Source organism: Hyphomicrobium sp., from assembly GCF_019753045.1.
Taxonomy (GTDB): domain Bacteria; phylum Pseudomonadota; class Alphaproteobacteria; order Rhizobiales; family Hyphomicrobiaceae; genus Hyphomicrobium_B.
On sequence record NZ_JAIELN010000003.1, the window covers coordinates 184981 to 205330 of the forward strand.

21 protein-coding genes and 1 pseudogene are annotated in these 20350 nt (G+C 60.7%); 13 read left to right on the plus strand and 9 right to left on the minus strand.

Features of this window, described 5'->3' with window-relative positions; genetic code table 11:
- Positions 1 to 52 precede the first annotated feature (52 nt).
- Positions 53 to 1327, plus strand: coding sequence for a hypothetical protein (locus tag K2Q04_RS04025; protein WP_291159560.1), 1275 nt, complete (start codon positions 53 to 55; stop codon positions 1325 to 1327).
- 38 nt (positions 1328 to 1365) lie between these two features.
- On the opposite strand, the gene K2Q04_RS04030 is transcribed toward K2Q04_RS04025, so the two are convergent.
- The 3 genes from K2Q04_RS04030 to hemF all read right to left on the minus strand — a co-directional run bounded on the left by K2Q04_RS04030 (position 1366) and on the right by hemF (position 4746).
- Positions 1366 to 2436: an alkene reductase gene (locus K2Q04_RS04030; protein ID WP_291159562.1), complete on the minus strand. Its 1071-nt coding sequence runs from the start codon at positions 2434 to 2436 to the stop codon at positions 1366 to 1368.
- A 156-nt stretch (positions 2437 to 2592) separates the two neighbouring features.
- Complete coding sequence (locus K2Q04_RS04035) at positions 2593 to 3771, minus strand: DUF2235 domain-containing protein (protein ID WP_291159564.1); 1179 nt, start codon at positions 3769 to 3771, stop codon at positions 2593 to 2595.
- A gap of 66 nt (positions 3772 to 3837) precedes the next feature.
- Positions 3838 to 4746 (minus strand): oxygen-dependent coproporphyrinogen oxidase, encoded by a 909-nt coding sequence (gene hemF / locus K2Q04_RS04040; RefSeq protein WP_291159566.1) that lies wholly within the window; start codon positions 4744 to 4746, stop codon positions 3838 to 3840.
- Positions 4747 to 4887: 141 nt separating this feature from the next.
- On the opposite strand from hemF, the gene K2Q04_RS04045 reads away from it, so the two are divergent.
- Positions 4888 to 6765: an ABC transporter ATP-binding protein gene (locus K2Q04_RS04045; RefSeq protein ID WP_291159568.1), complete on the plus strand. Its 1878-nt coding sequence runs from the start codon at positions 4888 to 4890 to the stop codon at positions 6763 to 6765.
- A gap of 13 nt (positions 6766 to 6778) precedes the next feature.
- Here K2Q04_RS04045 and K2Q04_RS04050 read toward each other — a convergent pair whose 3' ends face one another.
- Positions 6779 to 7420 (minus strand): methyltransferase, encoded by a 642-nt coding sequence (locus K2Q04_RS04050; protein ID WP_291159570.1) that lies wholly within the window; start codon positions 7418 to 7420, stop codon positions 6779 to 6781.
- 74 nt (positions 7421 to 7494) lie between these two features.
- Positions 7495 to 7965 (minus strand): tRNA (cytidine(34)-2'-O)-methyltransferase, encoded by a 471-nt coding sequence (locus K2Q04_RS04055; protein WP_291159571.1) that lies wholly within the window; start codon positions 7963 to 7965, stop codon positions 7495 to 7497.
- A 234-nt stretch (positions 7966 to 8199) separates the two neighbouring features.
- Between K2Q04_RS04055 and petA the strand changes: the two genes are divergently transcribed.
- From petA to K2Q04_RS04075, 4 genes are all read left to right on the plus strand, one after another.
- Entirely contained in the window at positions 8200 to 8772 is a 573-nt protein-coding gene (gene petA / locus K2Q04_RS04060) for a ubiquinol-cytochrome c reductase iron-sulfur subunit (RefSeq protein WP_291159574.1), read from the plus strand.
- A gap of 13 nt (positions 8773 to 8785) precedes the next feature.
- Entirely contained in the window at positions 8786 to 10102 is a 1317-nt protein-coding gene (locus K2Q04_RS04065) for a cytochrome b N-terminal domain-containing protein (protein WP_291159576.1), read from the plus strand.
- Between the two features lie 14 nt (positions 10103 to 10116).
- A complete protein-coding gene (locus K2Q04_RS04070) occupies positions 10117 to 10977 on the plus strand; it encodes a cytochrome c1 (protein WP_291159578.1) in 861 nt (286 codons plus the stop codon).
- Positions 10978 to 11104: 127 nt separating this feature from the next.
- Complete coding sequence (locus K2Q04_RS04075) at positions 11105 to 11977, plus strand: S-methyl-5'-thioadenosine phosphorylase (RefSeq protein ID WP_291159580.1); 873 nt, start codon at positions 11105 to 11107, stop codon at positions 11975 to 11977.
- A 13-nt stretch (positions 11978 to 11990) separates the two neighbouring features.
- Here the strand turns inward: K2Q04_RS04075 and K2Q04_RS04080 are convergent, their stop codons facing one another.
- Positions 11991 to 12425, minus strand: coding sequence for a hypothetical protein (locus K2Q04_RS04080; RefSeq protein WP_291159582.1), 435 nt, complete (start codon positions 12423 to 12425; stop codon positions 11991 to 11993).
- 128 nt (positions 12426 to 12553) lie between these two features.
- Here K2Q04_RS04080 and K2Q04_RS04085 point away from each other — a divergent pair, with 128 nt between their 5' ends.
- The 7 genes and pseudogenes from K2Q04_RS04085 to K2Q04_RS04115 all read left to right on the plus strand — a co-directional run.
- Positions 12554 to 13093 (plus strand): adenine phosphoribosyltransferase, encoded by a 540-nt coding sequence (locus K2Q04_RS04085; protein ID WP_291159586.1) that lies wholly within the window; start codon positions 12554 to 12556, stop codon positions 13091 to 13093.
- Between the two features lie 30 nt (positions 13094 to 13123).
- Positions 13124 to 13324, plus strand: coding sequence for a hypothetical protein (locus tag K2Q04_RS04090; RefSeq protein ID WP_291159588.1), 201 nt, complete (start codon positions 13124 to 13126; stop codon positions 13322 to 13324).
- A gap of 32 nt (positions 13325 to 13356) precedes the next feature.
- Positions 13357 to 14037 (plus strand): alpha/beta hydrolase, encoded by a 681-nt coding sequence (locus K2Q04_RS04095; RefSeq protein ID WP_291159591.1) that lies wholly within the window; start codon positions 13357 to 13359, stop codon positions 14035 to 14037.
- Positions 14027 to 15127 carry an S-methyl-5-thioribose-1-phosphate isomerase gene (gene mtnA, locus K2Q04_RS04100; protein WP_291159594.1) on the plus strand — a complete coding sequence of 367 codons (1101 nt, stop codon included), beginning with the start codon at positions 14027 to 14029 and terminating at the stop codon, positions 15125 to 15127. The genes K2Q04_RS04095 and mtnA overlap by 11 nt, the downstream gene beginning before the upstream one ends.
- The gene (locus K2Q04_RS04105) at positions 15127 to 15810 is read left to right on the plus strand and encodes a class II aldolase/adducin family protein (protein ID WP_291159597.1); all 684 of its coding nucleotides are present in this window, start codon (positions 15127 to 15129) and stop codon (positions 15808 to 15810) included. Before mtnA ends, K2Q04_RS04105 begins: the two co-directional genes overlap by 1 nt.
- 120 nt (positions 15811 to 15930) lie before the next feature.
- Positions 15931 to 17436: a catalase gene (locus K2Q04_RS04110; RefSeq protein WP_291159600.1), complete on the plus strand. Its 1506-nt coding sequence runs from the start codon at positions 15931 to 15933 to the stop codon at positions 17434 to 17436.
- Between the two features lie 150 nt (positions 17437 to 17586).
- Positions 17587 to 17880, plus strand: a pseudogene (locus K2Q04_RS04115) (hypothetical protein); the annotation flags it as partial.
- 289 nt (positions 17881 to 18169) lie between these two features.
- On the opposite strand, the gene K2Q04_RS04120 reads toward K2Q04_RS04115, so the two are convergent.
- The 3 genes from K2Q04_RS04120 to K2Q04_RS04130 all read right to left on the minus strand — a co-directional run bounded on the left by K2Q04_RS04120 (position 18170) and on the right by K2Q04_RS04130 (position 20345).
- Complete coding sequence (locus tag K2Q04_RS04120; protein WP_291159602.1) at positions 18170 to 18412, minus strand: DUF3297 family protein; 243 nt, start codon at positions 18410 to 18412, stop codon at positions 18170 to 18172.
- Positions 18413 to 18424: 12 nt separating this feature from the next.
- Entirely contained in the window at positions 18425 to 19522 is a 1098-nt protein-coding gene (gene ychF / locus K2Q04_RS04125) for a redox-regulated ATPase YchF (protein ID WP_291159605.1), read from the minus strand.
- Between the two features lie 94 nt (positions 19523 to 19616).
- Complete coding sequence (locus K2Q04_RS04130) at positions 19617 to 20345, minus strand: hypothetical protein (protein WP_291159608.1); 729 nt, start codon at positions 20343 to 20345, stop codon at positions 19617 to 19619.
- Positions 20346 to 20350 lie beyond the last annotated feature (5 nt).

Sequence of the window (20350 nt, forward strand, 5' to 3'; positions counted from 1 at the left end):
CGATCCGATGGCCGGGCTCCAATGAATCACGGTACTTTCTATTCGTGAATTCATGCTGCGTCTCGAGACCGGCAAAGTGGAGCTTGGTGTGGCTTATCAGAGGTCGACATTGCCGTTTCGTTCGCTTGTTCGTTTCCTGGGACTTGCCACGATGGCGCTCGGGACGATGTTTTTTACTCAATTGGCGAACGCTCAGGCGGTGTCGACCGCAGATTTTCTTGCCTCGCTTTCGGATGGTGAGATCGAGCAGTTTCGTCAGTGGAAGGGCGCCAGGCGGGTTTTCGAAGCGGAACTCGACCAGTATTGGGCAGCAGTGGATCAGAAGCGCCTGGGGCGCAAGCGGAAGCGTTCCGGGAAAATTCAGTTCGATACGTCCGATTATGTGATGAGCTTCCCGCCGAAGTACCAGGGGCCGTCCCTGTCCGGCGATCTCGCTGCGAAATACGATCGATTTCTCGTCGCGCAGAAGCAGACCGATCCGACGCAGCCGAAAGAGCTTGCGACGGTGCCGGATTATCTGGTGGCTGCGAAAAGTGTCTACAATTTCGTTCCCGAACGGGTGTCTGAAAAAGAATTCAAGCTTCGTTACGCGCGGGAGGCGGTGGCGCTCGGTCTTTCGAAAGAGCAGGTGGTGCGTGTGTACGCGCTCGAGACGGGTGGCGTCGGCACCTACGATATGCAATCGGGACTTCATCCGACCAATAAAACCGGCCGAGCGATTTCAAGCGCGCTCGGCTATGCGCAGTTGCTCGATGCGAACTCGGTCAACGAACTTGCGCGCAGCGGATCGACTTTCATTTCGCGCATCACTCAGAAACTGCGCGATCCGCGCAACTCGCCGGAGCGAACCGCGCTTCTGAAGCACAAGCTTGCGGTGCTGAAGAAGATGTACGCCAACGTCAAGCATCAGCCATTCGAATGGACTGTGCAGCAGGCTTACGCAAAGACGCGCGAGGGCATGGGCATTCATACGCTCAACATCGACGCAGACATCGGGCCCATGTTGCAGGCGATGAAGCTGAAGACGTTGCAGGATACGGCGGCAAAGCAGGCCCGGTTTTCGCTATCGGGCGCTGAACTCGAGCTGATGAACTTGGCCGGCCCGGTGACGGGGCTTGAAATGATGGTGTCGCCTGGTTCGGAGGCGCCGACGACGAATTTCTTTGCGAGGAGCGCTTACTACGTCAACAAAATGGTGATCGGGCTGACGGGGGCGCAGCTGCAAGCCGAACTCGACCGGAGGATGACGTTTGCCATGACGAAGCCCGGATCGTTGGAGTTCGCTGACGCTTTTGACACCATTGCAATGCGAGGCGCCGAGCGATAGCCCGACGCCGTTATCGTGATCTACATCTTATCGCGGCTTCAGGCGCCTGCGTCTTCGGGCGTGAGGGCCGGGTAATCGGTGTAGCCCTTGGCGCCGCCGCCGTAGAACGTGGACGGGTCAGGCGGGTTCAGCGGTGCGTTCAGCTTGAACCGCTCGGGCAAATCCGGATTGGCGATGAACTGTTTGCCGAAGCCCACCGCATCGGCTGCTCCAGAATTGAGGGCGGTCTCAGCCGATTCCTTCGTGAACTTCTCGTTGGCAATGAGCACGCCGCCAAACGCCTTCTTGATCGCCGGGTTGATCGAGTCCGGTGCTTCGTATTCGCGCGTGAAGAGGAAGGCAATTTTGCGCTTGCCTGCTTCGCTCGCGACGTAGCTGAAGGTTGCGAGACGATCGCTGTCGCCCATCGAGTGTGAATCGGCGCGTGGCGCGAGATGGAGGCCGACGCGATCCGCACCCCAGACTTCGATGCACGCGTCGACGACTTCGAGCATCAGGCGTGCGCGGTTCTCGATCGGGCCGCCGTAGGCGTCGGTGCGATGGTTCGTCGAGTCCTGCAGGAACTGATCCAGGAGATATCCATTGGCGCCGTGAACTTCGACACCATCGAAGCCTGCGCGTTTGGCGTTCTCGGCGCCGCGACGGTAGGCGGCAATGACGCCCGGGATTTCGCTCAGCTCGAGGGCTCTCGGCACAACGTAATCGCGCATGGGGCGCACCAGGCTCACGTGGCCCTTCGCTGCGATGGCGCTTGGCGCGACGGGGAGTTCGCCGTCGAGATAGACCGGATCGGAGATACGGCCGACATGCCAGAGCTGCAGAAGAATGGTGCCGCCAGCGGCGTGCACGGCGTCGGTGATCTTTTTCCAGCCAGCGACCTGCTCATCCGACCAGATGCCCGGCGTGTCAGGATATCCGACGCCCATCGGGGTGACGGAGGTCGCTTCCGTGAGCATCAATCCGGCGGATGCGCGCTGCACGTAATATTCGCGCATGAGGTCGTTCGGCACGCGTCCCGTGCTGGCGCGGCAACGAGTCAGCGGAGCCAGCACGATGCGATTCTTCATCAAGAACGCGCCAGCTTGGAGCGGATCGAATAATGATGCCATTTATGTTTCCTGGGAATTGGGCTCTGAGATTGGTACCGGGGCAAGTGCTACCGGGGTAGCAAAGTTGCAAGGTAAGTGGCACAGCGTGCGCCAAAATGCTGCTCTGCATAGTTGTTGGAGCGGCTGCGATAACAGCGGTGATGCATAATCAAGCACTCAGGCGTTCTCAGTGTGGACTTCCTCGTCGCTGGGTGCCTCCTCACGGGTGGGCGAGACTGCCGCCACAAGAGTTGACGGCTCGTAAATGCGCTCGTGAACGCGGCTGCCCTTCGCCTCGCGGATGGTTTGGCCGAGACGCTCGAGCGCGCTCTGGTGGATCGTCTCGTTCAACGAAATGAGGCCCTTGCCGAGCTTACTCGTTCTCCAGTTTCCGAACGCGCGGCGACGCCCATTCGGGATGCCGGCGACATCTTCTCGAACGAGACGCAGATAGGGAACGCGACGGCTGAAGACGGAGCTCCACCCGGTGTCGCTGACGTGCTGAACGCCAAGGGGATCCGGGCGGCTCTCGCGTTCCAGCCTTTCGATATCAATCGCGAGTTCCGTCATCGATTGTATTTTTTCGATCATCCAGTGAAGCGCGAGATCCGATAGTTCCGTTTCGGGCGAGCCGCCGCCAACATCGGCGTGCGTGCCGGGGAACCACGCCTGCTCGACGCGCTGGTGCGACGGCAGCACGACGTCATCGGGTAGCGTGAACATCGATGGACGAAAGGCGCCGCGTGTTTCATCGATCGAGACGGCGTGGAGCGCGATATCGATCGTGTTGTGCCATCGGAGGTCGTGGCGGTTGAACCATCGTGCGAGCCAAGCCCATGGCCAATTCGGATTTCCGGCATGGCCCACGGTATCCCACGCACCGATGCAACGTATGCGGACCGGATAGTGACACGCGGCGCTGAGTTCGGCGACGGTATCGAATTTGCGGCGACGCTCCGATTTGCGGTAGAGCCGCCAGGCTTCATCGATCGGGAAATCAGCATCTTTTCGCGCAATGCCGAAGAGGGCGATAAAGCTTGCGAGGCTGCGCGCTTCGTAAGCTCCGCGCGAAACGCCGAACAGGTAGATTTCGTCGCCCGGTTCGTAGGTGTTGCGAAGAAACTCGTAGCCCGCCTTGATCCGCTCGCTGATTTCGAAGCCTGCGGCGGACCTCAAGGAAGGCAAACGCTCTTCTTCCGACGGCGCCTTGCCGAAAACGAAGCGGACGAGTTGCCATGTACCGCGATGGTCCGCCGGGAGAACAGCGCTGGCGAGCTTTGCAGCGTTGGATTGCGGCGACGCTTCGCCCTCGTCATCGTTCCACGTGCCATCCATGGAGCAGACGAGGCGTTTCATTTTGCCTTTCCCCCCGAGGCCGCGCACCGCGGAACTAACGCAACGGAACTAGAATTTCCCAGTCAATTAAGGCCACTTTACCACGGGCGGCATGGACGAGAGAATGCTTTCGACATTGCCGCCAGTCTTCAGGCCGAACATCGTGCCGCGATCGTAGAGAAGGTTATATTCGACATAGCGGCCGCGGCGAACCAATTGCTCCTCGCGCTGCTCATCGGTGTAGGCCATCGAATAATTGCCTCTGACGAGCATCGGGTAGACGCTCGCAAAGGAGCGGCCCACATCCTGCGTGAAGGCAAAGGCTGCGTCCCAGCCGCCTTCGGCATCCGGCGGAGTCAGGTAATCGTAGAAAATACCGCCGACGCCGCGCATTTCGTTTCGATGCGGCAGAAAGAAATAATCATCGCACCATTTTTTGAATTTTGCATAGTCGGCAACGGGGTGGGCTGCGCAGGCACCGTACATCGCGGCGTGGAACGCGAGCGTGTCGGCGTCGGATTGCGTGCGGCGCTTTTCGAGAACAGGGGTCAGATCGGCGCCGCCGCCAAACCACCATTTCGACGTTGCGATCATGCGGGTGTTCATGTGAACCGCCGGCACGTTCGGGTTGCGCGGATGCGCAATCAACGAAATGCCGGACGCCCAGAATTCGGGGCTCTCTTCGGCTCCCGGAATTTGCTTGCGGAACTCGGGCGCGAATTCGCCGTACACCGTCGATGTGTGAACGCCCACTTTTTCGAATACGCGGCCGTGCATCATGCTCATGACGCCGCCGCCGCCTTCCGCGCCTCTATGGTCGGTGCGCGACCAAGGCGTGCGCGTGAATGTGCCCGGCGCTTCGCTCCCATGCGGAGCCGTCTCGGGGAGGCCGGATTCGAGTTTCTCGTATGCCCCGCAAATATCGTCGCGCAGCTTTTCGAACCAGGCGCGGGCAGCTGCTTGCTTTTGCCCCAGGGGCGTATCGGATGCGTTCATCTAGAATTAGGTACCGTGTCTTGTTTTTGACGGAAAAGATCCTTAGCCCTAACAGGCATCCACGATCAACATCCGGTCGCTGTCGCCCGTCGGAACATCCGACCCGCGGTCATGCGCCGCTTTTTTGCTTGCGATAGACCCATGCTCAGCCGCCTCATGACCTGGGGGGAGACCCGCATCAAGCCATTCGCCGAGCGCTCAATCGAGCGCCCGCCGGATACGCTGTGGGCATTCTACTGGCACTTCATCAAGCCTCTTTGGCCTTATTTCCTGCTTCTGCTGATCGCGGGCTGCCTTGGCTCGACGATTGAAGTGGCGCTGATGGGCTTCGTCGGCACGATCGTCGACAAGATGCGCACCGAAACCGATCCAGCGAACTTCGTTTCGACGCACGCAACGATGCTGACCTTGATGGCCTTCGTCGCGCTCATTCTTAGGCCGGTCGTGTCGGCGGCGCACGATTTCATAAAGAACCAGATGCTTTCAGCCGGCTGCACGTCGCGCATTCGCTGGCAGACGCACCGCTACGTATTGCGCCAGAGCCTTGGCTTCTTTCAGAACGATTTCGCTGGCCGTGTCGCCAACAAGATCATGCAGACGGGAACGTCGCTGCGTGAAAGCGTGGTGCAGCTCATCGATGCCCTTTGGTACGCGAGCGTGCAGTTCGTCGGATCGGCTTTGCTTTTCGCTGCGTCCGATTGGCGGCTGACGGTTCCGCTCGTCATTTGGCTCGTCGCCTACATCGTTGCGCTGCGTTACTTCGTGCCGCGCATCAAGCAGCGCTCGACGGAAGCATCCGAAGCGCGCTCGATGCTCGTCGGCCGCATCGTCGACAGCTACACGAACATCATGACCGTGAAGCTTTTCGCCCACGCGGAGCGCGAGGATACCTACGCGCGCGAGGCGCTGACAGAGCAGATGCAGAAGTGGCAGGCTTCGCTGCGGCTCATCACGGCCATGGAGATCGTGCTCTATATTCTCAACGGCATCCTGCTCGTCGCGACGACCGGAACGGCGATCTGGCTTTGGACGCTGCAGTATGTCTCCGTCGGCGATATCGCCGTCGTCAGCGGTCTTGTCATTCGCATCGTGACGATGTCGGGATGGGTGATGTGGACAATTGCAGATGTGTTCGAAAACATCGGCGTCGTCCACGAGGGCATGGAAACGATCTCGCGGCCGAACCTTTTGGTCGACAAGCCGGACGCCAAGGCGCTTACCGTTCCGCGCGGAGAGATCCGCTTCGATCACATTCATTTCCATTACGGTGCGGGCCGCGCGTCTTCGGACGATGCGCCGCCGCGCGTGATTGAATCGCTCTCGTTGACCGTACGTCCCGGCGAGAAAGTGGGTCTTGTCGGCCGCTCGGGCGCCGGCAAGTCGACGCTCGTCAATCTGCTCCTGCGCTTCTACGACCTCGAAGGCGGCCGCATTCTGATCGACGGGAAGAATATCTCGGACGTGACGCAGGACAGCCTGCGCGCCGAGATCGGAATGGTGACACAGGATACGTCGCTGCTCCATCGCTCCGTCCGGGACAACATTCTCTACGGCCGCTTGGATGCGAGCGAAGCGGATGTCATCGCGGCGGCGCGACGGGCCGAGGCGCACGAGTTCATTCTTGGACTCGAGGACCTCAAGGGCCGTCGCGGATACGACGCGCATGTCGGCGAGCGGGGCGTGAAGCTTTCGGGCGGACAGCGTCAGCGCATCGCAATCGCGCGCGTATTGTTGAAGAATGCGCCCATTCTCGTTCTCGACGAGGCGACGAGCGCACTCGATTCCGAAGTCGAGTCCGAAATCCAGTCGAGCTTCGAAAAGCTGATGCGCGGCAAGACGGTGATCGCCATCGCGCACCGGCTGTCGACGATCGCCGCTATGGATCGGCTCGTCGTCATGGACGAGGGGCGGATCATCGAAGAGGGCTCGCACGAGGATCTTCTGAAGCGCGGCGGGCTTTATGCGCAACTCTGGAGTCGCCAGTCCGGCGGGTTCCTGGCGCGAGAGGCGGCCGAATAGGCGGCAGATCGCGCTATCGCTTGGTTGGGATATGTTTCGCTAACAACGGCGATTTGGCCGTGACGAAGGCCGAAAGCTCGGCTGCAGCGTGGCGAAGATTGAAGAAGCGCGGCACCTCGGCTTTGTATTCGAGGTAGCTCACGCCGTAGCGCGTCTCGAGCCAGGGCTCCTCGGCCCTGGCCATCATCGCGTAGACGATGACGAGGGTACCAGCGAGCAGAGTTGCGTCCCAAGCCGCGGCTGCGATCCCAAGCGTCGTGAAGGCGGTAATGGCGGTGGCATACTGCGGGTTGCGGGTCCACCGGTAGACACCGCCTGTCGCCAGTCCGCTTGCCTGGCAGTACGTCGCCTTCCGGCCGAGCGACCACAGCGTATAGGCGTACGCGATCCCTGAGATCAGCGAGATGGCTGCGCAGGCGATCCGAAGCGGTAGGGCGTTGCCGCCGAGCGTCGTCAGGAACCGCTCAATCCCAAGGATCAGTACAACGACGTTCAACGTACGGAAAAGAGTCCAGAAGCCGAAGCTTTTGAGGGAGCCGACGGGCGCCGCGGGCCATATCCGCCATTCGCCGTTCAATTGGCCGATGACGAGGCCCGCGATCAACAACAGCGCGGACGCGGCGCCGGCGATTTCCAGAATCTGTTCGATCGACATCGGGCGCTTGCTGATCGCATAGGTGATGCGAACGGCATGCCGGAGTCACGTGTCACGCGTACGACAGCGGCGAGTCAGGGGTGAGGATAACCGCCGGTCTGGCGGAGCGCTTCGCCGAGAACGATAGCGGCTGCAACGGCGACATTGAGCGATCTCAATCCCGGCCGCATCGGGATCGTAATGCGAGCGTTGACGCGGTCGTGCACGGCATCGGGCACGCCGGCGCTCTCTCGGCCGAGCATCAACGTATCGTCCGGCGCGAAGCTGAAGTCGCAATGGGGTGTCGCCGCTTTGGTCGTCAGGAGGATGAGGCGGCCCGGCGAGGTTGTGGCGGCGGCCCGCTGCTCCATGAAGGTTTCGTAACCGGCGTGCCGGACGAGCTCGACGTGGGGCAGATAATCGAGGGCTGCGCGTTTGAGTGCGCGGTCGCTCATGTCGAATCCCGCCGGTCCGATGACGTCGACGGGGATGCCGAAACAGGCGCAAAGGCGCAGAATCGTACCCGTGTTCTGCGCTATGTCAGGCTGGTAAAGAGCGAGTCTCATGGTCAGCGCGACCTGCGATTGCAGCCTTCCGGATGTCCAGTCCGAAATATGTGCCAAATTGCCTCTCGCATTTTGTCGCGTTCATATTGATAGCGAGGTCAAACGCTGTCAGAACGATCACCAGGGAAGTGAAACGAGCAAACTAGAGCACTAAAAAAGGGCAAAGACGGCGGGGCTGTCTCGCGCGATCGAAAGCCATCACAGCGTCTCTGGTTTCCAATGCGAGAGGCATCCGTGACTACTGAAGCACTAGAACCGAACCGCCGGGATTTTCTGGTGGTGGCCGGCAACGCTTTCGTTGCTGTCGGCGCGGCGTCACTACTTTGGCCATTCATTCAACAGATGAATCCCGACGCGTCCACCATGGCGCTCTCGTCGGTCGAGGTCGATCTGTCGCCGGTCAAGGAAGGTCAGGCCATCACCGCGATGTGGCGCGGCAAGCCGATCTTCATCCGCAACCGTACGAAATCCGAAGTCGAGGCGGCGGAGAACGTCGACGTCAAGACGCTGCCGGACGACAACGCGCGTAACGAAAACTTGCCGGGCGACGAGCCAGGGACCGACGCCAATCGCACCATCAAGGGCCACGAGAACTGGATCGTGCTCATCGGAATCTGCACGCATCTCGGGTGCATTCCGAAGGGCCAGGCCATGGGCGACGAGCGCGGCGAGTACGGCGGATGGTTCTGCCCCTGCCACGGCTCCGTATACGATACCTCCGGACGCATTCGAAAAGGTCCGGCACCGCGAAATCTCGAGGTGCCGACCTATGCGTTCACGACTGATACAAAAATAAAGATCGGTTAGGGGGGAAGCGGACATGGGAGGTCACACTTCGAATTACGTGCCTACGTCGCGCTGGGGAAAATGGCTTGATGAGCGGTTGCCCATCGCCCGGTTGATGCAAAGCTCGTTCGTCGATTATCCGACGCCGCGCAACTTGAACTATCTCTGGACGTTCGGCGGGATCCTGACGGTTTGCCTTTTGGCGCAGATCGTAACGGGCGTCGTTCTCGCGATGCATTACCAGCCGAGCGATGCCGGCGCGTTCAATTCCATCGAGCACATTCGGCGCGACGTGAACTACGGCTGGATGCTGCGGAATCTGCACTCCGTCGGCGCGTCGATGTTCTTCCTCGCCGTCTACATCCATATCTTCCGCGGTTTCTACTACGGCTCATACAAGGCGCCGCGCGAGGTTCTTTGGATCCTGGGCGTCATCATCATGCTGTTGATGATGGCCACGGCGTTCATGGGCTACACGCTTCCGTGGGGCCAGATGAGCTTCTGGGGCGTCACGGTTATCACCAACCTCTTCTCCGCGCTCGATACGATCTATGCCGGGTTGGGAACGGCGATCGTCGAATGGCTGTGGGGCGGATATGCGGTTTCGGGCGTAACGCTCAATCGCTTCTTCGCGCTGCATTACCTTCTGCCGTTCGTGTTGACCGGCGTCGTCGGTCTCCATATCTGGGCCCTGCATGTCGTCGGTCAAAACAATCCGACCGGGCTCGACATCAAGCAGCCGTCCGATACCGTGCCGATGCATCCTTATGCGACGGCGAAGGACTCGGTCGGGCTCTTCGCGTTCCTCATTCTCTTCGCGTGGTTCGCATTCTTCGTGCCGGACTACCTCGGGCATGCGGACAACTACATCGAAGCCAATCCGCTGGTGACGCCGCCGCACATCGTGCCCGAATGGTACTTCCTGCCGTTCTACGCGATCCTCCGCGCCTTCACGAGCTCGTTCCTCGGCATTCCGCTTGGGCAATATGCGAAGCTTTGCGGCGTCGTCGCGATGTTCTCGGCCGTGATCCTCATCGCGTTCGCTCCCTGGCTCGATACGTCGCGGGTTCGTTCGACGAAGTACCGACCGATCTTCAAATGGTTCTTCTGGTTCTTCCTCTTCACCTGCGTGGCGCTGGGCTATCTCGGCTCCAGGCCGGCCGAAGGGGTTTACGTTGTCGCGTCGCAGATCTTCACGGTCTGCTACTTCCTGTTCTTCCTCGCGGTGATGCCGATCGTTGGCCTCATCGAAACGCCAAGGCGGTTGCCGCGCTCAATCACCGACGCCGTCTTGAGTAAGAGCGGGGCCGGGTTGCCAACGGGAGCGACTGCTGCTCCTGAATCGCGCTGAGGGGGAGAGAAAACATGAAAAAGCATCTTTCTCTCGCCCTGCTGTCGATGATCGCCGCAACTGTTGCGGTGGGCAGCCTATCGGCCGAAGAAGCCGGTCATCAGGAGATCGAGCGGCAGAAATGGTCGTTCAGCGGGTTTACCGGTCAGTTCGACAAGGCGCAGCTTCAGCGCGGCTTTCAGGTTTACAAGGAAGTCTGCTCAGCGTGCCACGGCTTGAAGCGGGTGGCGTTCCGCAACCTGGTACAGCCGGGCGGTCCGGAGTTCCCTGAAGACGCGGTGAAGCAACTTGCCGCTTCTTGGCCGAACCAGATCACCGACGGTCCGAACGACGAAGGCAAGATGTTCGAGCGGCCGCCGTTGCTGTCCGATCCGATCCGCGGGCCTTATCACAACGACAACGAAGCGCGGGCGTCGCAGAACGGCGCGTTGCCGCCCGATCTCTCGCTCATCGCGAGGGCTCGCGACAGCCATCGGGAGGCGAGCTGGTACATCCATCCGTTCCTGATGCTCGGTGACATCCTCAATGCGTATCAGGAAGGTGGCGCGAACTATATCTACGCGCTGCTGACCGAGTATTCGGATGCGCCGGCCGACTACAAGCTGACGGACGGAAAGTACTACAACAAGGCGTTTCCGGGCCATCAGATCGCCATGCCGCCGCCGCTGTCGGATGGCGTCGTCGCCTACCAGGACGGCACTCCGTCGACGGTCGACCATTACGCCCATGACGTCGTCGCATTTCTGTCATGGGCGGCGGATCCGTCGCTCGATCAGCGCAAGCGCATCGGATGGCAGGTCATCCTGTACCTGATCGTCACGACGGGGCTGCTCTATCTCGGCAAGAAGCGGATCTGGAAGAACATCAAGCACTGACCGCTTTCGTGTGACCGGTTCCGGTCATCGGCCTTCGCGCCGATTTGCAAACTGATAAAAAGCCTCGCTCGCGGGGCTTTTTTCCGTTTATTTGTCAGCGTGATCGGGGACATGGGAGCAAACGGGCATGACGACTTCGGTTCTGGGCATTGTGGGCGGTAGCGGTTTTTATCATCTGCCGGGTCTCGCGAACCCTGAATGGAAGACCATCGAAAGCCCCTGGGGGGCGCCTTCGGATGACGTTCTTTTTGCGGACATCGACGGGCTTCCCATCCGCTTTCTCCCGCGCCACGGGCGCGGTCATAAATTATCGCCCGGCGGTATCAATTATCGGGCGAACATCGATGTCCTGAAGCGGGCGGGCGTGACCGATCTCGTTTCCGTTTCGGCGTGCGGGTCGCTCAAGAAAAAATACAAGCCCGGCGACTTCGTACTTCCCGATCAGTTCATCGACCGGACGTTCGCGCGCGAAAAATCATTCTTCGGCAACGGCTGCGTCGCACACGTCGCGATGGGCGATCCGATCAGTCCGCTCCTGTTCAAGGCGCTCGAAAAGGCTGCGAAGACAGAAGAGATCGACGTGCATCGCGGCGGCACCTATCTCGCGATGGAAGGCCCGCAGTTTTCGACGCGCGCCGAGAGCAACCTCTATCGCTCCTGGGACTGCGACGTCATCGGCATGACCAACATGCCGGAAGCCAAGCTCGCTCGCGAGGCGGAGATTTGCTACGCGAGCGTCGCGATGGTCACCGATTACGACTGCTGGCACGATGATCACGGCGATGTCGATGTGGCCGCGATCCTCGAAGTGATGAAGGAGAACACGGCAAAAGCGCAGAGGCTCGTTGCCCGGCTGGCTCGTGATTTTCCGCGCGAACACCCGGCTTGTCCGATCGGATCGGACCGGTCGCTCGAGGTCGCGATCATCACGCCGCCGGAGGCTCGCGATCCGGAGCTGTTGAAGAAGCTCGACGCGATCGCGGGGCGCGTTCTCTTCTAAGGCTGACGTTCGCTCAGTTCGGAAAGCTGATCAGGATCTTCATCTTGATCAGGGCCGGGAAGAGCGCCTCCAAGGCCGCGCCCATTACCCAGAGGATCGCGCCTAGCAGGAGCAGGGCCGGTATGCCTGCGATAACCGCCTTCAGAAAGAAGGTGACGAGATCGACGAACGGGACATCGAAGCGGCGGACCGTAGCCGAAACGAGTTGCTGTTCGTCGGCCGCATCGAGTTCGCCCGAGGCATAGGTGTCCGGCCGAGGCCGCGCGCGGCGGTCCGCAGCTCCCATCGACAAGCTCGGTGCGGCGGCGCGCTCCTGCTCGGCGCGTTCGCGCGCCTCGCGTGCGCGAGCTTCCTTTTCACGGCGGAACGTTCGGGGCAGGTCTTCCTGGTCATCCAAGATAGGGTCGAACTCTGGGCCGGCCGTTGCGGAGGGGCTTTGGGCTGCCATCACGAAGTCCTTCAAGCAAGTGTCATAGGCCCGTGCCGAATCATTCAGCACAGCTGCGTTGCTCTAAAACTATCTAGAAGCGAGAGATATTGCTATTTTGCGCCGTCAATTTGGCGGGAGTGAGCCACGTGAAGAACTTCGACGGCCTTGAAGAGCTTATTCGAACAATCCCCGATTATCCGAAGCCCGGCATCATGTTCCGGGACATCACCACGCTGCTCTCCGATCCCATAGGGCTCAAAAAGGCCATCAAGGGAATGGCGAAGCCGTTCGAGGATGGCAAAGTCGACGCGGTCGCCGGTATCGAAGCGCGAGGGTTTATTCTGGGCGGCGCCATCGCCGATCGTCTCGAATGCGGGTTCATTCCGATCCGCAAGAAGGGCAAGCTTCCATGGAAGACGATCGGGCAGGAGTATACGCTCGAGTACGGCGTCGACGTGATCGAGATTCACGAGGATGCCGTCGAGCCGGGTTCGCGCGTGCTCATCGTCGACGATCTGATCGCGACGGGGGGAACGGCGGAAGCGGCCGTGAAGCTCATTCGGCGTTCGGGAGGAAATATCGTCGGCGCGACATTCATCGTCGACCTTCCCGATCTCGGCGGCATGCAGCGTCTCGAAGCCCTTGGCATTCCCCGCCACGCGCTCATCGCGTTCGGCGGGCACTAGGTCGCCACATTGGACCTGCCGAAGGAACATATGGCCGATGCGCTCGATCGCATCGCTCGTTGGCGGGCGGATCCCGGCGCGGTTCAGGGCTGTCCAGTGTGCGGAACGCCGGGCGTCGAGATCATCGACCGGTCGGCGCGCCCCTATTCGGAGTGGTACGTTCTAAAGTGTGCAGCGTGCGGCCTCGACGCTTCGCTTCACATTCCGTTACCAGGTCCTGCTACATATTGAGTATGGTGAACGATGCGCCCGAGATTGTTCTCTTGCCGGGTCTTGATGGAACGGGAGACCTGTTCGATCGGGTGACTCCGCATCTTGCCCGGGAGTTCAAGGTCAACGTCGTCCGCTATCCGCAGGACCCGACGCTCGGGTATGCGGGATATGTAGAGCTCGTCCGGAATCAGATCGGCAGCAGGCGGGTCTATGTGCTGGGCGAATCCTTCTCGGGGCCGGTTGCGGTTCTCGTTGCGTCGCAGCTTCGGGACCAGGTGCGTGGGATCGTGCTCGCCGCAACATTCATCAAGAACCCCTGGCCGCAGTGGTTCATGCGGAGGGCCGCACGCGTCGATCCTCGTGCGACGCCCCGGAACATGAGAGATGCCTTGCTTATGGGGCCCTACAGCGATCCGGAGCTTCGCAACAAGGTGGAGGACATCGTTCGCTCCTTGTCGCGTCCCGTGCGGGCTGCGCGGTTTCGGGCGGCAGCGGAGGTCGATGTCCAGAAGGACTTCATGCGGCTCGAGTGTCCGGTTCTCGCCCTGCACGGACGCTCCGACTGGCTGGTGCGGAAAGCACCCATGCAGAAGGCTATCGGCGAAAAGGGGAGGGCGCGTATGATCGTCTTCCCGGCGGCACATATGCTACTTCAGACGCGGCCGGCGGAAACCGCGACCGAAATCATCGAATTCACACGATCGTCGGCGGAGGAAAATTATGAAGCTTGATGGGGTCTCCTCGCGCACGATCTGGCTCGAACGCGACGGCTGGTCGGTCGGCATCATCGACCAGACGGTGCTGCCGCATAGGCTCGTGCGATTGACGCTCAAGACCGTCGAGGACGCGGCGCATGCAATCAAATCGATGCAGGTTCGTGGTGCGCCGTTGATCGGCGTGACCGCTGCCTACGGCGTGGCGCTGGCGATGCGTGCCGACGCTTCGGATGCGGGCCTCGATCGTGCGGTGAGGTTTCTCGGCGAACAACGTCCGACTGCCGTCAATCTGCGCTGGGCGCTTGAGGATCTTCGTGCGACGCTTGCGCCGCTTCCGGCCGATGCCCGAGCGGCTGCCGCCTACGAGCGCGCGGCGAAACTGGCGGAAGACGATGTCGAGACATGCCGCCAGATCGGGGTCAACGGGCTTCGTCTCATTGCCGACATTGCGGAGAAGAAGGGCGGCCGGCCGGTCAATATTCTCACGCACTGCAACGCCGGCTGGCTTGCCTGCGTCGACTGGGGAACAGCGACATCGCCGATCTATCAGTCGCACGATGCGGGCATAAATGTTTACGTCTGGGTCGATGAAACCCGGCCGCGAAATCAGGGTGCCGCCTTGACGGCGTTCGAGCTTCTTCAGCACGGCGTTCCGCACAGCCTCATTGCCGATAATGCGGGCGGCCACTTCATGCAGCGCGGCGATGTCGATCTCGTCATCGTCGGGACGGATCGCGTGACGGCGAACGGCGATGTCGCGAACAAGATCGGCACGTACCTCAAGGCGCTGGCGGCGAAAGACACCGGTGTCCCGTTCTATGTGGCGCTTCCCTATTCCACGATCGATTGGCGCACGGACAGGGGCGCGGACATTCCCATCGAAGAGCGGAGCGAGGACGAGGTGCTGCGCGTGCAGGGCAAGCTTGCCAATGGCGACGTCGGGGCGGTTCAGATTGCGGCGGAGGGAACGCGGGCGCGCAATCCGGCTTTCGACGTAACGCCTGCGAGGCTTGTTACCGGCTTCATAACGGAGCGTGGCATTTGTCCGGCCTCGCGCGAGGGGCTCAAATCGCTTTATCCCGAAAAGACGAGCGCGGCGGCGTGATGGGCGAGAAACGCGAGAGCGAAACAGCATTGCGAAAAGAGATCATCGAGACGGCTCGCGCGATGAGCCGCTCGGGTCTCACGCCGGGCCGGTCAGGCAACGTTTCTTGCCGTTTCAAGGGCGGTATGCTGATCACGCCATCCGGCAAACGCTACGAGGAGACGGAGCCGGAAGACGTGGTCTTCGTCGCGGCAGACGGGAGCGTGCCCAAAGGGCAATCGAAGCCCTCGACCGAATGGCATTTTCATCTGGCTGCTTATGGAGCGCGTCCGGATCGTAACGCCGTTGTTCATTCTCACTCGACGCATGCGACCGTGTTGGCATGCGCGCGTAAACCAATTCCCGCGTTCCATTACATGGTGGCCGTCGCAGGCGGAAAGGACATCCCGTGCGTGCCGTACGCGACGTTCGGTACGGAAGAACTCGCGCGGCATGTCGTTGCAGGGTTGAAGGAGCGAGATGCCTGTCTTATGGCCAATCACGGCCAGATCGCGATTGGGAAATCGCTGAGTTACGCGCTCGAACTTGCCATTGAAGTGGAAGTCTTGGCCGAGCACTATTACAAAGTCCTAAGCATCGGTGAGAGCCATTTGCTCGATGACGCCGAAATGCGAAAAATAGTCGAGAAATTCAAGGGATACGGCCAAAACGCCGATTCGGATCAGACCGACGGTTCAGTCTAAAAACCGGCTTGAGTACGACCTCCTATAAGATAGCCTTATAAGTTTTTCCTGAAAAAAAGATTGGTCTCTTAAGATTTTCTGATCTAAGTCCGTTTCGGTTTTTCCAGAAGGACTGTCCATATGACTGATAAAAAGCTCACCACCACTGGCGGTGCTCCGGTAGCCGACAATCAGAATTCGCTGTCGGCTGGACCGCGCGGTCCGCTGCTCGTTCAAGATTATCAGCTCCTCGAGAAGCTCGCTCACCAGAACCGTGAGCGCATTCCCGAGCGCACAGTTCATGCGAAAGGCTGGGGTGCCTACGGCACGCTGACGATCACAGGCGATATCTCGAAATACACCAAGGCGAAGGTATTGCAGCCGGGCGCCAAGACCGAGATGCTTGCGCGCTTTTCGACTGTCGCCGGCGAACTCGGCGCGGCCGATGCCGAGCGCGACGTGCGCGGCTTCGCACTCAAGTTCTATACGCCGGAAGGCAACTGGGACCTCGTCGGCAACAACACGCCGGTGTTCTTCGTTCGCGATGCTTACAAGTTTCCGGACTTCATTCACACGCAGAAGCGGCATCCGAAGACCAACATGCGCTCGCCTACGGCGATGTGGGATTTCTGGTCGCTTTCGCCGGAAAGCCTTCATCAGGTAACGATCCTGATGTCCGATCGCGGTCTGCCCGTTTCGGTTCGTCACATGAACGGTTACGGCTCTCATACGTTCTCGCTGATCAACGCGAAGAACGAGCGGTTCTGGGTGAAATTCCACTTCAAGACCGTGCAGGGCCACAAGCACTGGACGAACGGCGAAGCGACCGAAATCGTCGGCCGCACGCGCGAGTCGACGCAAGAGGATCTATTCACGGCGGTTGAACGCGGCGATTTCCCGAAGTGGAAAATGCAGGTCCAGATCATGCCTGAAGCCGACGTCGGCAAGCATTGGTACAATCCTTTCGATCTCACGAAGGTTTGGCCGCACGCTGACTACCCGCCGATCGACGTCGGTATTCTCGAGCTCAATCGCAATCCCGAGAACTATTTCAACGAGATCGAACAGGCCGCGTTCTCGCCTTCGAACGTCGTGCCGGGCATCGGCTTCTCACCCGACAAGATGTTGCAGGCGCGGATCTTCTCGTACGCAGACGCGCACCGCTATCGCCTTGGAACGCACTACGAGCATCTGCCGGTGAACGCCGCGAAGTGCCCCGTGCACACCTATCACAAGGACGGCCCGATGCGGTTCTTCCCGCAGGAGACCGGCAGTGCGGACGCCTATTACGAGCCCAACTCGTTCCAGGGCGCCGTCGAAGACAAGTCGGCAGCAGAGCCGCCGCTCGCGATTTCGGGTGATGCAGATCGCTACAATCATCGCGATGGCAACGACGATTACCGCCAGGTGACGGCGCTGTTCAATCTGTTCAACAAGGATCAGAAGGCACGTCTCTTTACCAATGTCGCGGAAGCGATGTGGGGAATTCCGGATTTCATCACCGAACGTCAGCTCGGGCACTTCAAGAAGGTGCATCCGGAATACGAGGCAGGCGTGCGGACGGCGCTCGAGCACATGACGCGCGCGAAGGCTTCGGAAGCTGCACGGCAGCAGAAGATGCCGCAAGGTGCGGAAGCCGCCGAATAGGCTGCGAACGTCCTATCTTCGATACTGAAAAAGGCCCCGTTTGCGCGGGGCCTTTTTTGTTGTCCGCGTTTGCGATGATGCGTTGCTGCAACTTCTGAAGTGTTGCAGCGTTGCTTTGGCAGCGCTCAACGTAATGAGGAGGAGCGGAAGATGCCGCGTGGAGACAAATCAAGCTACACAAGCAAGCAAAAACGCCAAGCCGAACACATCGAAGAAGGCTACGAGAAGCGTGGCGTTCGAAAGGGTGAAGCCGAACGGCGCGCCTGGGCTACGGTTAACGCAGAGACTGGAGGAGGTAAAAGGAGCGGCTCCGGTCGCGGCAAGAAGATGAGCACCGCCTCATCCCGCCGCGGCGGCCGGATCGGCGGCAGAGCCGCAGCTGCGCGTCCGGCGGCTGCCCGCAAGGCCTCGGCGGCGCGTGCTGCGGCCACCCGGAAGCGCTCGGCAACGCGTACAGCGGCCGCCCGGAAAACTTCGGCTTCGCGTACAGCCGCAGCCCGGAAAATGTCGACTTCACGTTCGGCTGCGGCTCGAAAGACCACGGCTTCGCGATCGGCCGCACATCGGAAATCAATGACTTCGCGCCGGACCGCTGCGCGGAAAGCAACGGCTTCACGTCCGGCCGCTACCCGTAAAGCATCGCATTCGCGTTCGACTGCTCAGCGGAAAGCTTCGGCGAGAAAGGCCGCCGCTACGAGAAAGCGGCGGGCATAGCTTAGAGTTTCGTCCCGTCTTATTCGGGCTGGCGGAAGTACGGTTCGACTTTGCCTTTGAGCTTCAGCGTCATGGGCCGCCCGGCGCGGTCCTTGGCGTTGCCGGCCGCGACGCGAATCCAGCCTTCGCTGACGCAATATTCCTCGACGTTCGTTTTCTCGACGTCGTTGAAACGGATACCGATGTCGCGTTTCAGGATGTCTTCGTTGAAGAAGGGACTTTTCGGGTCGTTGCTGAGCCGGTCGGGAAGCTCGGTAGACATTGTTGTTGGTCCCTAGTTCGCAAATCGGAAGTGCATGACGTCGCCGTCCTGGACGACGTACTCTTTGCCTTCGAGACGCATTTTACCAGCTTCCTTCGCGCCCGTTTCACCGTTGCCGGCGACGTAGTCCGCGTAGGCTATGGTTTCGGCGCGGATGAAGCCCTTCTCGAAGTCGGTATGAATGACGCCAGCGGCCTGTGGGCCCTGGGTGCCACGCGTGATCGTCCAGGCGCGCGCTTCCTTCGGTCCGACCGTGAAGTACGTTACGAGATCGAGCAGACTATAGCCCGCGCGGATGAGGCGGTTGAGGCCAGGTTCCTCGAGGCCCATTTCGCCGAGGAACGCGTCGCGATCCTCGGGCGCGAGGCCCGCAAACTCGCTTTCGATCTTGGCTGAAATGACGACGACAGCCGCGCCTTCGGCTTTCGCGCGCTCTTCGACTTGCTTCGAATACGCATTGCCGTTTGCTGCGGCGCTTTCTTCCACGTTGCAGACGTAAACGATGGGCTTCGACGTCAGCAGCTGCAGCGCGCGGAATGCCGGCATTTCTTCCGGCGTCATTTTGGCGAGACGTGCAGGCTTGCCTTCGCGGAGAAGCAGCAGCGGCTTCTCCATCACTGCGTATTGCGCCTTGGCTTCCTTGTCGCCCGTCTTCGCCTTCTTTTCGATCTGGGAGATGCGCTTCTCAAGGCTTTCGAGATCGGCCAGCATCAGTTCTGTTTCGACGACATCGGCGTCGGCGAGCGGATCGATGCGGTTCTCGACGTGGGTGACGTCCTCGTCGACGAAGCAGCGCAGCACGTAGGCGACGGCGTCGACTTCGCGGATGTGCGAGAGGAATTTGTTGCCGAGACCTTCGCCCTTGGAGGCGCCGCGCACGAGACCGGCGATATCGACGAAGGTCAGACGGGTCGGAAGGATCTCTTTGCTGCCCGCGATCTTCGCCAGCGTTTCGAGGCGGTCGTCGGGGACGGCGACCTCGCCGACGTTGGGTTCAATCGTGCAGAAGGGGTAGTTGGCCGCTTCCGCCTGCGCGGTTTGCGTCAGCGCGTTGAAGAGGGTCGACTTGCCGACGTTCGGCAGGCCGACGATGCCGCATTTGAAGCCCATGGCAGGGAAATGTCCGGTTGAGTTGCTGCCCTGGGGGTTAAGCGAGCGGCGGCCTAATGTGAAGCCTTTTAGGCTCCTTCTGCGGCCCTATGGCTCACCGCGTGAATTTCGCAAATGCAAAAGCCGAATAGCGCGAGGGGGCGGGAAGGTTCGACTTGAAGGACATGGCGTCCGCGAGCGCTTCCGAGATGTGCGTCCCCTCGTCGGCATTGCGGACGGCGATGACGATGAACGGGCGCTGCCAGCTGGTGTCGGAATCCTCGCAATCGGCGCACGGATCGACGTAGCGTCCGAGGTTCAAAGTCCACATCGGAATGCGCTCGCCGAGGGCTTCCTGGACCCATCGCGCGGTGCGGATGGCGCGTTCGCCTCCGCGCTGCTCTTCCCGGGCGATCTCGCCTTCCTGACTCGCGAGGCCGACGGCGATCAGCCCGCGTGCGCTGCCGAGACCTTCGCGAAGTTGGGGTGCGAGCACCTCTTCCTGAACTTCTTGCGGTGACAGGCGCCGATCGTCCTTCTGGAGTTCGGTCGTCGAGCCGCGGACCCAGCCGTAGTTCTTGGTTAGAACCACGACGTCAAACAGCGCGCGGCGTCCGGCGCGGTCGGCGCCTTCCACGGGGAAGACGAGCGTGCGGTCGTTCCACCGCTTGGCGAGGATGCGACGGACGCCTGTCTTGTCCTTGTCGACGGAATTATAAGCGTCCCAGCCGACGACGCCGAAAACGCCGATCGTGAACAACAGGATGAGGGCGCCGACAATCGTTTGGGCACGGCCGCCTGAACGTTCGCCGCCTACGTCGCTCTCTGCCTGATACTCGGACATAACTC

What these genes read in the sequence shown, in the direction of transcription:
- K2Q04_RS04045 (WP_291159568.1), top strand. Translation starts at nt 4,888, where the DNA reads ATGCTCAGCCGCCTCATGACCTGGGGGGAGACCCGCATCAAGCCATTC.
- K2Q04_RS04075 (WP_291159580.1), top strand. Translation starts at nt 11,105, where the DNA reads ATGACGACTTCGGTTCTGGGCATTGTGGGCGGTAGCGGTTTTTATCAT.
- K2Q04_RS04105 (WP_291159597.1), top strand. Translation starts at nt 15,127, where the DNA reads ATGGGCGAGAAACGCGAGAGCGAAACAGCATTGCGAAAAGAGATCATC.
- K2Q04_RS04070 (WP_291159578.1), top strand. Translation starts at nt 10,117, where the DNA reads ATGAAAAAGCATCTTTCTCTCGCCCTGCTGTCGATGATCGCCGCAACT.
- K2Q04_RS04090 (WP_291159588.1), top strand. Translation starts at nt 13,124, where the DNA reads ATGGCCGATGCGCTCGATCGCATCGCTCGTTGGCGGGCGGATCCCGGC.
- K2Q04_RS04120 (WP_291159602.1), bottom strand. Translation starts at nt 18,412, where the DNA reads ATGTCTACCGAGCTTCCCGACCGGCTCAGCAACGACCCGAAAAGTCCC.
- K2Q04_RS04050 (WP_291159570.1), bottom strand. Translation starts at nt 7,420, where the DNA reads ATGTCGATCGAACAGATTCTGGAAATCGCCGGCGCCGCGTCCGCGCTG.
- ychF (WP_291159605.1), bottom strand. Translation starts at nt 19,522, where the DNA reads ATGGGCTTCAAATGCGGCATCGTCGGCCTGCCGAACGTCGGCAAGTCG.
- K2Q04_RS04035 (WP_291159564.1), bottom strand. Translation starts at nt 3,771, where the DNA reads ATGAAACGCCTCGTCTGCTCCATGGATGGCACGTGGAACGATGACGAG.
- K2Q04_RS04055 (WP_291159571.1), bottom strand. Translation starts at nt 7,965, where the DNA reads ATGAGACTCGCTCTTTACCAGCCTGACATAGCGCAGAACACGGGTACG.
- K2Q04_RS04065 (WP_291159576.1), top strand. Translation starts at nt 8,786, where the DNA reads ATGGGAGGTCACACTTCGAATTACGTGCCTACGTCGCGCTGGGGAAAA.
- K2Q04_RS04025 (WP_291159560.1), top strand. Translation starts at nt 53, where the DNA reads ATGCTGCGTCTCGAGACCGGCAAAGTGGAGCTTGGTGTGGCTTATCAG.
- mtnA (WP_291159594.1), top strand. Translation starts at nt 14,027, where the DNA reads ATGAAGCTTGATGGGGTCTCCTCGCGCACGATCTGGCTCGAACGCGAC.
- K2Q04_RS04110 (WP_291159600.1), top strand. Translation starts at nt 15,931, where the DNA reads ATGACTGATAAAAAGCTCACCACCACTGGCGGTGCTCCGGTAGCCGAC.
- K2Q04_RS04030 (WP_291159562.1), bottom strand. Translation starts at nt 2,436, where the DNA reads ATGGCATCATTATTCGATCCGCTCCAAGCTGGCGCGTTCTTGATGAAG.
- K2Q04_RS04130 (WP_291159608.1), bottom strand. Translation starts at nt 20,345, where the DNA reads ATGTCCGAGTATCAGGCAGAGAGCGACGTAGGCGGCGAACGTTCAGGC.
- K2Q04_RS04080 (WP_291159582.1), bottom strand. Translation starts at nt 12,425, where the DNA reads ATGGCAGCCCAAAGCCCCTCCGCAACGGCCGGCCCAGAGTTCGACCCT.
- hemF (WP_291159566.1), bottom strand. Translation starts at nt 4,746, where the DNA reads ATGAACGCATCCGATACGCCCCTGGGGCAAAAGCAAGCAGCTGCCCGC.